Origin of the sequence: Clostridium sp. K13, assembly GCF_019734195.1 — a bacterium.
Classification (GTDB): domain Bacteria; phylum Bacillota; class Clostridia; order Clostridiales; family Clostridiaceae; genus Clostridium.
In genome coordinates, this window is record NZ_JAASHM010000002.1 from 131,348 (window position 1) to 144,319 (window position 12,972).

Here is a 12,972-nt window from a genome sequence, read left to right on the forward strand (position 1 = left end):
TATTTATTTTAAGCTTGTTTTATCCATTCTGAATAAGATGTTGTATAATTATTAGACTTATTTTCAGAAACATATCTATAGAAATCCTCTAAAAACTCAAATTGATGTTTGTTATCGTGAAGATTAACACCACCAACATTATATTGATAAGATATTATTTGTTCTAATGATAAATTAGTATTGTTCATTAATATTTGATACATAGACATAAAAGTAGTTGTTCTGCCTTCACCAGCATCACAATGAAAATGAAGGTGTAAATCAGAAGGCTTTGATTTAATAAATTCTACGAATTGATTTACAATTTCAGGTGTAGGTGCTCCATTATCTTTAACAGCATATCGTTTGTATTCCATTCCAGCTTTAGTAACTGCAGAAGATTCATTACTAACAAAATCTACATTCATCTCCTTAAAAAGTATACCTGTTTTTCTGTAAATGCTTAAAGGTTCACCAATTTTTATTTTAGATAAAAGGTTATTTTCTGTTTTTATTGTTTCTTCTGTAGTGAATCCATTATTTAAATCTTTATTAGGATTAAAGAAGCTTATAGCATAATCATTAACTAAACCATGAGATTCTTGTCTTAAATCAATAATACATATATTAGGTTTATTTATAGCATTTTTTAAATTTTCTACTTGTTCAGATGTAAATTGAGCACTACCAGAAAAATTTAAATTAGGAATATCTCTAAATCTATCAGGTAAACCAGTTTTTGAAGTACTATCCCTAACAACTAAGGTTTGACTATTATTATTATATATAGAACTAAATGGAGAAGCTGATAATAAGTTAAAGCTTAAAAATGCAAGGGAAATAAAGATAAATGATTTTAAAATAAATTGCTTCATAAATTAAAGACCTCCAACATTTTATTTGTTTTATTAATATTTTTTGTTGTAACAAACAAATTTATTCTAAATTCTTTAATATATGATTTATACTATTATTAATATGGTAAAAATATCAATATAATAATTAATAGGAGAGATATAATGAGTGATACTTACCAAGAAAGAAAATATCCAGAGAAGTCATGGTCTATATCTAAAATGAAAACATTAGAAAATTGTGAAAGAGATTATTATTATACTTATTATGGAAGTCATAATGGTTGGATTTATACAAGTACAGATGAACAGAAAATAGCATGGAGATTAAAAAAGTTAAGCAATTTATGGATGTGCTTTGGGGATGTTGTTCATAGAGAAATTAAAGGGATAATAAATATATGTAAAAAAGATAAAACAAAGTTTATGAATGCTACAAGATTTAATGAAATTACTTTAAATAAATTAAGAAATATTATACGAGAAAGCATACAAAAGTATAATACAAAGGAATGGGATGAATATCCTAAAGGGATAATGCTTCAGGAATATTATTATGGAGATAAAATATCAAAGCAAATTGGTGATGAATTAAAGGAACGTTTAATTAAATGTGTAAATAATTTTTATGTATCAAAAACCTTTGAAGAAATTTTAAAAGAAGAGACTATAATAATAGAAAATGATGAAGATATATTCAGTAGTATTAATTACGAAGGATTAAAAGTATATTCCAAAATAGATTTATTATATAAAGATTATGATGGTTATTATGTAATTGTAGATTGGAAAACAGGAAAAATATCAGATGGTGATAAGGAGCAATTATTAGTGTATGCTTGGTATGTAATGGAGAAGTATGGCGTGCATTATTCTAGAATAAAAGGAAGAATAGAATATTTATTAGATGGACATGTAGAAGAAATATTATTTAAATTAGATGATATTGAATATATAAAAAGTAAAGTTTTAAATGATTTAAAAATAATAAATTATTACCTTGATGATATAAGCCTGAATAAAGCAAAGAAAAAGGAAGAATTTCAAAAAACATTTAAGACTTATAAATGTGCAAATTGTAAATTTAGAATGTTATGTAAAGATGATAGTGTTTAAAAAAATAGAAGTTGGATAGAACTTAAAAAGAGTTTAATTATTGAATTTAAGTATAGAGGTGAAGTATGAGTTTTATTCAAATTCAAGGTGTGATTTTTTTTAGTATTATTATCTGTTCTATTATTGGAGGAAAAAAAGCTTCATTAATGGCTAGTATTGTTTGGATTATTGAAACAATACTAATTTATAAAACTAGTAAGATAAATTATTTACAAATTATATCGGTTTCTTTATCTTTTCAAATAGGGATATTAATTGCTATTGCTAGAGACTTTATAGTAAGAAAGGTTAAGCAAACTTCTAATAAGGAAATCAATTAAAAATAAACCAAAATAATAGAATATAGGTATTATTTACTTGTAATATAAAAACCTATATTGGTTAATATAATAGTGTAAACAGAAACAACTTAAATGTGAAACAAATATTTGAGTTGAGTTTACAAATTACCGCTAACCAGAGGAGGAATCGATTATGTCAAAAACATTAGTTCCAGAAGCAAAACAAGGATTAAGTGCATTCAAGAACGAAGTTGCATCAGAAATGGGAGTACCATTTACAGATTACAATGGTAACTTAACATCTAGACAATGTGGTTCCGTAGGTGGTGAAATGGTTAAAAGAATGGTAGAACAATACGAAAGTGGATTAAAATAATTTACCACTAACGGCCACAATCAGACGGGTTAAAGGAAACAATACTTCGAGAGGGTGAGTACTGTTATGGGTGAGATACCACCTGAAATTTAATCTATCATTCAAAAGGAAGAGAGATATATTAAAGTAGAATTTTCTACGATAATATATCTCTTTTTCTATTTGTAAAGTCTAAAATATAATTAAATATACATGAAGATGAGAGACTTTATAATTAAGGTAATTTATGTTAAAATATGAACAAAAGTTCGTATAGAAGGTGATATTATGAATAAGGTTAAAATTTTACATTGTGCAGACTTACATTTTGATACGCCCTTTAAGGAGCTGAACAAAGAAATTTCTCAAGTCAGTAAAGAAGAATTATTGCAGGTGTTTAAAAATATAATAGATTTAACTATAAATGAAAATGTAGAGGTATTACTTATTGCTGGTGATGTTTTTGATAATTTAACAGTAAATAAAAATACCTTATTTTTTATATCAAATCAAATGAAAAGGATAGAAAATGTTAAAGTATTTATTTCACCTGGAAACCATGATCCATATAATGAAAAATCATTTTATAGAATAATAAAATGGCCAGAAAATGTTTATATTTTTAATGGAAATATGAAGTTTAAAGAAGTTGAAGAATTAAATTTAATTGTATGGGGCGCGGGATTTAAAAATAATTATGAAGAAAAAACTTTATTAAGAGAAGTTAATGCAGATAAAGATAAAATAAATATTATGTTAATTCATGGAGAGATAGTATCAGGAAATAGTAAAAATGAATATAATCCTATATATATAAATGATATATATAAATCTGATATTGATTATATTGCATTAGGTCATAGACATAAATTCACAGGTATATTAAAAGAAGGAAGAACTAGTTATGCATATAGCGGATGCCCTCAAGGAAGGGGTTTTGATGAAGAAGGAGAAAAAGGAATTATAATTGGAGAGGTATACAAGGGAGGAACAGATTTAAAGTTTATTAAAACTAGTAAAAGAGAATATATTATAAAGGAAATTGATATAAGTAATACTAATACTTATGATGAGGTTATATTTAAAATATTAGAAAATATAGAGAGTGAAGATATTAAGAAGAATTTTTATAAAATAATATTAAAAGGGCAAATAAAAGAGCACTTTACTTTAAATGAAAATATATTAATGGAAAGGTTAAAGGATAAGTTTTATTATATTAAGATAGTTAATGATACTAGTATAGGTATTGATTTAGAGCAATTAAGTATGGATTATTCTATAAAAGGAAAATTTATAGAAAATATGTTTAATAAAATTAATAATGCAAATGATGAGGAAAAAGAAATATTAGAACTAGCCTTAAAGATAGGAATTAAATCCCTTTTAGAAGAAGAGGTGAATTTAAATGATTATTAAAAGTATAAATATTATTGCATTTGGTGGTTTAAAAGATAAAGTAATAAATTTAAATAGCGGAATAAATATAATATATGGAGAAAATGAGGCTGGAAAAAGTACTATTCAAGCATTTATAAAAATTTGGTTATATGGTATGTCAAATTATAAGGGAAAAGATTATAAACAAAATGAGCGGCTTAAATATATGCCAATTACAGGCGAAACTATTAGTGGGGAATTATGTGTAGAATTTAGAAACCATGAATATATAATTAGAAGAACCTTTGGGAAAAGTAAAAAAGAAGATACTAGTTATATAATAGATGCTATTGGTGGAGAAGAAATAAGTCATATTTCAAAGGAAGAGCCAGGAAAATACTTTTTTAATATAAATAGAGCAACTTTCGTAAACACCCTATTTATTGGGCAATTAGGAGTTGAAGTAAGAAAAGATAAGGAAGAAGAAATAATAGATAAAATATCTAACTCCATAGGAATGGAAGAAGGACAAGTATCAGCAGATGTTGCAATTTTAAAATTAAATAAATATAAAAAGACAATTTCTAATATAAGAAAAAATGGAACTTTAGATTTGTTAAATGAAAAGTATAGTAATTTACTTAGTGAAAGATATGAAGCTTATAACTTATCAAATCATAATTTAGAGAATGAGGAATTATTAATTAATTTAAATGATGAAAAGAATAATTTAAATAATGAAATTAATAATCTAGATATTTATAAAAAGTTTTTAAAAAAAACAAAGCTTCAAAAAGAATATCAAGAAATAACAGAATATTTTAAGAAAAAACAAGAGCTAAAAAATAAAGAAAAATATATTAATAAGCTATTAACTTACAATAATGAGGAAATAAATTATGGATTTATAAATGAATTAAGAGAAGAGTATGCATTATATTTAAGTATATTAGATACAAGTAAAGAAGAAAAAGATCGTATTAGAATAAAAGAGGAAAAAATAAACTTATTAAAATCTCCATTAGACAAATATGACTATGTAGAACAATTACCAAAAAATATATTAAATATTTTAGAAAAGCTAAAAATTAGAAGAGAAGTATTAAAGGAAAAGGTTGATATAAATAAGTCTATAGAAAATGAAATTGAATTTTTAAATCTTAAGCAGCAAGAAGCAAAAGATATAATTGGAAATTCTGTTTCAATTAGTAAATTTAGAGAAGAGATTGGAACATTATTAAATACTTATGAAGAAAAACTGAAAGAGTTAAAATATTTGGTGGAAGATAATACGGAGCTTAGGAAAAATAATATATTTTATTTATCTTTATTAGTAATTTCTATAATGTCTATAATATTTGCAATTCTTTTAAAAAATAAAATACTAAGTATTATAATGCTTATAATATTTTTTGGAACTACTTCTATTTTATTAATTAATATTTATGTTAATAAGAGTTTTAAAAATCATAATAAAAAAGTTGAGGTTATAAAAAGGAATATAAATCAAATAGAAAATGATTTAAATTATTATTGTAAAGAATTACAAATTAATGATTATAAAGAATTATTTAAGAAATTAAAGATATATGATGATTATAGAAAACTTGAAGTTAAAATTAATGAAAAAATTAAAGATAAGCTCTTACAGAAAAAATTATTAGATTTAGATAAAGCTATAAATGAATATGAAATCATAAATAAAGATATAAATAGATATTTAACTATTTCAAGAGTAGATAATTTAGAGAAGCTTATAAATGATGTTAATAAGTATGAAGAGTCATATAAAGGATTAGATATTTTAGAGATTGAGATGAAAAATTTAAAGATAGGTTTAGAGAGAATAATAGAACAATTAGAAATTCGAGAGCAGAAGATAAAAGCAAAGCTAAAAATTATAGGATTTGAGAATATAGATCTTTTAGAAGTTGAGGATATTTTAAATGAATTAGAAGAAAAACTTAAGCTTAGAGAGGAAATAAATAAAAGCCTAGCATCAGTAGAAGAAACCTATTCAGTTTTGACAAAAGGAAAGAATATAGATTTAATCAAAAAAGAATTAGCTGATGTAATTAATATTAATTTTAAATATTCTTATGAAAACGAGGAAGAAATAGATTCGGTTATAAAACAAAAGAATTTAAGATTGTTAAGTGTTGAGAAGAAAATTAAGGATGTTGAGAATGAAATAAAAAATAGATTTAATGGAAAGAGAACAATACCAGATATAGAAGAAGAAATTAAATTTGTTGAAGGTAAAATAATAAAAAATGAAAAACAGTTTGAAGCAACTAAGATTGCGTTAAATGTATTAGAAGAGTCATATCAAGAAATAAGAAAAAGTTTTGGACCAACACTTAATAAAAATGTAATAGATTCATTTAGTAAATTTACAGATGGAAAATATAATGATGTTATGGTAGCTGACAATTACGAGATGAAAGTTAGAAATAAAAATAATATATTCCAGGCAGAAACATTAAGTAATGGAGCAAATGATCAATTAAATTTATCTCTTAGACTAGCGTTTATAGAAATGATATTTAAAAGTAAAGAAATATCAATATATTTGGATGATGCTTTTGTTCAATATGATGATAAAAGAACAGAAAGAACAATTAAGCATTTAGTTAGTGAAAATTTTAAACAATGCATCATATTTACTTGTCAAAACAGAGAAGAAAATATTGTTCGTAAAGGTAATATAAAATATAAATACATTAAATTAACATTATAAAGTGTAATTTTATATGGATTAAATAGGAAAAATAGTCTAAACTTAAGAGTATAGATTTATTTAAAGAGGTAATAAGTAGATGAAAAAGTCGTTAAATTATTATAAAAACAATATAAATAAGGTTAATGATAAATTACAAAAGTTAGAAAAGAAGCTTTTAGCTTTTTCAGTTATACGTTTCATAGTAGTTATTATAAGTTTTATATCTATGTATTATTATTATAAGAAAAATAGTATTGAAGGTATTGGATTTAGTTTTATATGTGGATTAACTATATTTTTAGTAATTGCATTTTTTCATAATGAAAAAATAAATTATAAAAAGAAATTATTAACAATGTTAAAGTATTATGAAAATGGAATAAAGAGATTAGATGGTACATGGAAAGAATTTAATGATATAGGTAAAGAATTTATTGATAGGAATCATAACTTTTCAAGTGATTTAGATATATTTGGGAAAAGTTCCTTGTTTCAATGGATAAATATAACTAAAACTAGTTTTGGTAGAAAAAAATTAGCTAATAAGATGATGATAAATAATTTACCTACAAGATATGAAATACAAGAGGCTCAAGATGCTATAAGAGAATTGACTAATAAGAGGGAGTTTTGTGAAAAACTTTATTTTGAAGCCAGTATAGAGAATAAGAAGAAAGAAAATATTCAAGAATTATTAAAATGGGTTAAAAGTGAGGAAAAGAATAGCTTCACAACAAAATATATATCATATATTTTTATTGCTGTAACTGCAATAATTATATTTTTATCAATTATAGGACGTATTTCTATAACATATTTATTATTAGATTTGATGATAAATTATTTAGTTATTAAGTTGTTAACAAAGAGATTAAGTACTGTAATAGATACATTTATAAAAAATAAGAGGGAAATAATTAAATATAGTAGCTTGTTAGGGTTGATACAAGATGAAAAATTCGAGTCTAAAAAATTAATAGAATTACAAAAAGAGCTATTAGGATCTAATATAAATTGTAAAAATGAAATGAAAAAGTTAAAAAATATAGTTAGTTGGATAGGTGATAGTACATCAAATGCTTATTATCTTATAATAAATGTATTTTTAATGAGTGATATTTTTATTCTTTACAATTTGGAAGAGTGGAGAATTAAGAATGGGTATAAATTAGAAAAGTGGCTTGAAATAATGGGAGAAATAGAAGCATTAGTAAGCTTATCGACTTTAGCATTTGAACATGAAGAGTGGGTTTATCCTAGTATATCGGGTATAAATGAAATTGAAGCTAAAGAATTAGCTCATCCATTATTAGGAGAAAGAGCTAAGTCTAATGATTTTAAGCTTAATGGTAGTGAAAAAGTAGCTTTAATTACAGGCTCTAATATGTCTGGAAAGAGTACTTTTTTAAGAACAATAGGGTTTAATATGATTTTAACCTATTTAGGATTACCAACTTGTTCAAAAGGATTTAAGTGTGGAATTAGTAATATTTATACTTGTATGAGGACACAGGATAATTTAGAAGAAAATATATCATCATTTTATGCTGAGATACTAAGAATAAAATTAGTCATAGAGGCAGCAAAATCAGGAGAAAAGGTATTTTTCTTATTAGATGAAATATTTAAGGGTACTAATTCAAATGATAGACATGATGGAGCAAGAATATTAATAGAGCAGCTTGTTAAACTTCAAGGTGTTGGATTAGTTTCTACTCATGATCTAGAACTATGTAATTTAGAGAAAGAAAAAAGGTGGTTAGTTAATTATAACTTTAGGGAATATTATAAAAATAATAAAATTAATTTTGATTATGTACTTAGAAGAGGTAAAAGTGAAACACAAAATGCAAAACATCTTATGAAGCTAGCTGGTATTGATATAGAAGATTAAACTTTTAAAAGTATTTACAGAAGTATTTTTTATGTTAAGAGGTGAAAGGGAGCTATTAAAAGTTTAAATAAATTTGTAATAGCTTTTAACTTTTAACTAGTAAAAGGGGGGGAGAATTTTGGCTTTTATAATAATAGATTTAGAGTTTAATAATTTAAGTGGAATACATAAGTGCATTCCAAATGTATATAATGATTATCCTAATCTAAAAAAGTTAGATTTAGTAAATGAAATAATAGAAATAGGAGCAGTTAAGTTAGATGCTCATATGCAACCATGTGAAGAATTAAAAGTATTTATAAAGCCATCGGTTATTCCAGTAATAAATCCTAAAATATTAGACATAACTAAAATAGATATAAAAGATTTAGAAAATGGAATTAGTTTTATAGAAGGGCTTAATAAGCTGAAAAATATGGTGAATGAAGGAGATATAATTTGTTCTTGGGCTAAGGATGATATAGCTGAAATAATAAGAAATTCAAATTATTATGGGTATAATGATTTAAGTTGGATTAATAATTATTTAGATATTCAAGAATATGTTACAAAGATATTAGGATTTAGAAAATCTTTAAGTTTAAAAAATGCACTTAAAGCATTAAAAATAAAAGTAAATGAAGATTCATTGCATGATGCTTTAAATGATTCTATATATACAGCACATGTGTTTAAAAATGTATATAATGCAAGGGCTATAAAAAGGTATATAATAGAAGATATTTATAAAATGCCAGCATTAGAGGTAACTTCTCTAGAGGGTGTAGAGTTAAATTATGATAAAATAAATCAGATATGTCCTAAATGTCAAAGAAAAATAGAAATAGCTTATCCATTTAGTATAGTTGGATGGAGATTCATTTCTCTTGGAACATGCACAAAGTGTAATAGTAGAATTTTAGATGAACTTATTGTTAGAAAGAGCTTATGTGGAGAGGAAATATATAAGGAAGTTGCAACTGTAATAGATGAATATGACTATTTAAGATATGAGAATAAATTAAAGCATAAGGTTTATAATTAAAATATATATTAATTAAGAAATTATTAAAATTTAAATATAATATAACAATTAAATATTATATATGATAAAATGAAAATAAAGTATGATTTAAAGGAAAGGAAGAAGATATGAATATTGCATTTCTTTTAACTCCTAAAAATGAGGTAATTTATGAATATATAGATGCTACAATGAGACAAGTAATTGAGCGAATGGAGCATCATGGTTATACAGCAATACCACTAATAGACAAGCATGGAAGGTATGTTGGAACTTTAACAGAGGGCGATTTGTTATGGAAATTAAAGAATACTGCAAATCTTAATTTTAAAAATACTGAAAATGTTAAAGTAAGTGAAATAGCTATAAGAACGAAGCATAAAAGTGTTTCTATTAATGCAGATGTTGAAAGTATTATTAGATTAGCTACGACTCAGAATTTTGTGCCAGTAGTTGATGATGAAGGTATATTTATAGGAATAATAAAGCGTAGTGACATAATAAATTATTGTTACAATGCAATCAAAAAAAATAAAAAAATATTATAGAAAATAATCTAAGCTACTTATATTTGAAGTAGCTTTTTTGTTTGTTTTACTTGTATAAAATTTACTGGTGCCTTAAAATTAAATATGAAATGTTTTTACAAAGGAGTGTGTACTATGTCAGTTGAAGTAAATGAAAATTCAATGGAAAATCTTTTAAAGGATTTTGATGTTAAGAAAATTAATTCAGGAGATATATTAAAGGGGCAAGTAATAGATGTTAACGAAAAGGAAGTTACAGTTAATATTAACTATGCTTTTGATGGGGTAATAACAAGAGAAGAATTAGTAGTAGGAGAGGTTTCTCCATTAGAAGTTGTTAAACCAGGTGATACATTAGATGTATACGTTATTTCGCCAAATGATGGAGAAGGATATGTTCAACTTTCTAGATTAAGAGCATTACAAATAACAGAAAAAGAAGATTTAAAAAATGCTTTTAAAAATCAAGAAGTTATAAAAGTATTAGTAAAAGAAGAAGTTAAAGGTGGATTAGTTGCTTATTATGGTTCAATCAGAGTGTTTATTCCAGCTTCATTAGCTTCAAGAGAAAGAATAGAGTTAAGTACTTTATTAGGAAAAGAAATTGAAGTCAAATTAACAGAACTAGATTTAAGAAACAGAAAAGTTGTTGCTTCTAGAAGAATATTAGAAGAAGAAGCTTATGAAGTAAAGAAAAAAGAGCTTTGGAAAAATGTAAAGAGTGGAGAGAAAAGAGAAGGTACAGTTAAGAAGATAATTAAAGCTGGTGCTATTGTAGATATTGGAGGAATCACTGGATTAATTCATATTAATGATTTATCTTGGCAAAGGGTTAAGAGAGTTGAAGATATAGTGAATGTTGGAGATAAAGTTACTGTATTTGTAGGTGATGTAGATGTTGCTAATGAAAGAGTATCTTTAATATTAAAAGATGTTGATAAAGAACCTTGGAAGGTTCATGTTGATACTATAAAAGCAGGAGATATAGTTGAAGGTAAAGTAGTTAAATTTATGGCTTTTGGAGCGTTTGTAGAATTATTCCCAGGTGTTGAAGGATTAGTTCACATAAATGAGATTACTGATGAACATATAGCTAAACCTTCAGATGTTCTTGAAGTAGGGCAAATGGTTAAAGTTAAAGTTCTTGATGTTAACAAGGAAAATAAGAGAATATCATTAAGCATTAAAGATGCAGTTGAAAGATCAACTGAATATATGCAATATAATGATGAAGAAGAAGGGGTAACTCTTGGAGAGCTTTTTAAAGGTCTTTTTTAAGTAAGAGTTAAAGAATAAAACTGCGAACTAAAGCTTAGATGTAGTGATGCTGAAAATTAATGATATAACCTACATTAAGTAATATAATTTCGCTAAGAATTTATATGATACTTTCTTACGGTGATATCATTAATTTTTCGTTCTCACTGTAGTTCGCAATTTATTTAAACTTTTTCTATCTTAAGCATATTAGTTCCACCGGTATAATTTGTTGGCATACCAGCAGCTACTATAATATCATCACCTTCTTGAGCTATATTTAAGCTTTTAACAACTGTTTTTGCTTCAGTAAGAATATCATCTGTAGTAGCAAATTGTTGGCATAAAACCGGTAATACTCCAAAGTTTAAACTTAAACCTCGCATAACATCAGAGTGAGGTGTTATTGCTATTATTGGACACTTAGGTTTATACTTTGAAACAAGTTTTGCTGTTGATCCAGAATTAGTTGCTGCAACTATTGCCTTAGCATTTAAAACATTAGATGTTCTACAAGTAGAATAGCTTATAGCTTCAGCAAAGTCATACATAGCAGGTTCTTTTAATCTTTGATTTAAATAATTATAATCTAAATGAGCTTCAGTTTCTTTAGCTATTTTAGACATAGTTCTTGCAGCTTCTATTGGGTATAGTCCACTAGCACTTTCTCCACTTAACATAATTGCATCAGTTCCATCAAAAATAGCATTACATATGTCACATGCTTCAGCCCTTGTAGGAAGTGAATTTCTTATCATAGAATCAAGCATTTGAGTGGCTGTAATAACAATTTTTCCAGCTTCATTACATTTTTTTATTATATTTTTTTGGATAATAGGAACTCTTTCTATAGGGATTTCAACACCCATATCACCTCTAGCTACCATTATGCCATCAGCAACACTTAATATTGGGTCAATATTATTTACTCCTTCCTGACTTTCTATTTTAGCTATAATTTGAATGTTTTTTCCGTTATTAGAATTTAATAAATCTCTTATTTCTAAAACATCTGATGCTTTTCTAACAAATGAAGCAGCAATAAAATCTACTTCCATTTTACAGCCAAAAATTAAATCATCTTTATCTTTTTCTGTTACAGAAGGTAAATTAATACTAACGTTTGGAACATTTACACCTTTGTGATTTTTAATAATTCCATCATTTAATAACCTACATATTATGTTTTTGTCTTGAATATCTATTATTTCAAAAGATAATAAACCATCATCAACAAGAATTGTACCACCAATGTTTACATCCTTGTATAGCTCTTCGTAAGTAATAGAGCAAGACTTATTATCACCTAGTATCTCTTTATCGCATATAAATGTAAAGTTTTGACCAGCTTCTAATTCTACACCATCATTAATAAAATTATGTGTTCTTATTTTAGGGCCTTTAATATCTAACATTATTGCAGTTGGCGTGTTTAAATTAGTTCTAATTTTTTTTATTAATTCTATTTTATCTTTATGAGTTTCATGAGTTCCATGGGAAAAGTTTAATCTAGCTACATTCATGCCGATTTTTATAAATTCAGTTAATATTTCTTCATTATCACTTGAAGGTCCTATTGTAAAAATCATTTTAGTCTTTTGCAT

Annotated in this window: 11 protein-coding genes; 9 read left to right on the forward strand and 2 right to left on the reverse strand. The window is 25.2% G+C overall.

Going from position 1 to position 12,972, the window contains the following annotated elements; translation table 11 throughout:
* Positions 1-8 precede the first annotated feature (8 nt).
* On the reverse strand, positions 9-854 hold the full coding sequence (locus HCG76_RS02130) for a fused DSP-PTPase phosphatase/NAD kinase-like protein (RefSeq protein WP_221699013.1): 846 nt from the start codon (positions 852-854) through the stop codon (positions 9-11).
* Positions 855-998: 144 nt separating this feature from the next.
* Between HCG76_RS02130 and HCG76_RS02135 the strand changes: the two genes are divergently transcribed.
* From HCG76_RS02135 to rpsA, 9 genes are all read left to right on the forward strand, one after another.
* Positions 999-1,949 (forward strand): PD-(D/E)XK nuclease family protein, encoded by a 951-nt coding sequence (locus HCG76_RS02135; protein WP_221699012.1) that lies wholly within the window; start codon positions 999-1,001, stop codon positions 1,947-1,949.
* 65 nt (positions 1,950-2,014) lie between these two features.
* Complete coding sequence (locus tag HCG76_RS02140; RefSeq protein ID WP_221699011.1) at positions 2,015-2,269, forward strand: hypothetical protein; 255 nt, start codon at positions 2,015-2,017, stop codon at positions 2,267-2,269.
* A gap of 154 nt (positions 2,270-2,423) precedes the next feature.
* Positions 2,424-2,606, forward strand: a complete 183-nt coding sequence (locus tag HCG76_RS02145; RefSeq protein ID WP_195986300.1) for an alpha/beta-type small acid-soluble spore protein — start codon at positions 2,424-2,426, stop codon at positions 2,604-2,606.
* A 267-nt stretch (positions 2,607-2,873) separates the two neighbouring features.
* Complete coding sequence (locus tag HCG76_RS02150) at positions 2,874-4,004, forward strand: metallophosphoesterase family protein (protein WP_221699010.1); 1,131 nt, start codon at positions 2,874-2,876, stop codon at positions 4,002-4,004.
* On the forward strand, positions 3,994-6,705 hold the full coding sequence (locus tag HCG76_RS02155) for an AAA family ATPase (RefSeq protein ID WP_221699009.1): 2,712 nt from the start codon (positions 3,994-3,996) through the stop codon (positions 6,703-6,705). Before HCG76_RS02150 ends, HCG76_RS02155 begins: the two co-directional genes overlap by 11 nt.
* Positions 6,706-6,784: 79 nt before the next feature.
* Positions 6,785-8,581 (forward strand): MutS-related protein, encoded by a 1,797-nt coding sequence (locus HCG76_RS02160; protein ID WP_221699008.1) that lies wholly within the window; start codon positions 6,785-6,787, stop codon positions 8,579-8,581.
* Positions 8,582-8,699: 118 nt separating this feature from the next.
* A complete protein-coding gene (locus HCG76_RS02165; protein ID WP_221699007.1) occupies positions 8,700-9,605 on the forward strand; it encodes a 3'-5' exonuclease in 906 nt (301 codons plus the stop codon).
* 107 nt (positions 9,606-9,712) lie between these two features.
* Positions 9,713-10,132 carry a CBS domain-containing protein gene (locus tag HCG76_RS02170; RefSeq protein WP_195467314.1) on the forward strand — a complete coding sequence of 140 codons (420 nt, stop codon included), beginning with the start codon at positions 9,713-9,715 and terminating at the stop codon, positions 10,130-10,132.
* A 114-nt stretch (positions 10,133-10,246) separates the two neighbouring features.
* Positions 10,247-11,389, forward strand: a complete 1,143-nt coding sequence (gene rpsA / locus HCG76_RS02175) for a 30S ribosomal protein S1 (protein ID WP_221699006.1) — start codon at positions 10,247-10,249, stop codon at positions 11,387-11,389.
* 164 nt (positions 11,390-11,553) lie between these two features.
* Here rpsA and pyk read toward each other — a convergent pair whose 3' ends face one another.
* Complete coding sequence (gene pyk, locus HCG76_RS02180) at positions 11,554-12,972, reverse strand: pyruvate kinase (RefSeq protein WP_221699005.1); 1,419 nt, start codon at positions 12,970-12,972, stop codon at positions 11,554-11,556.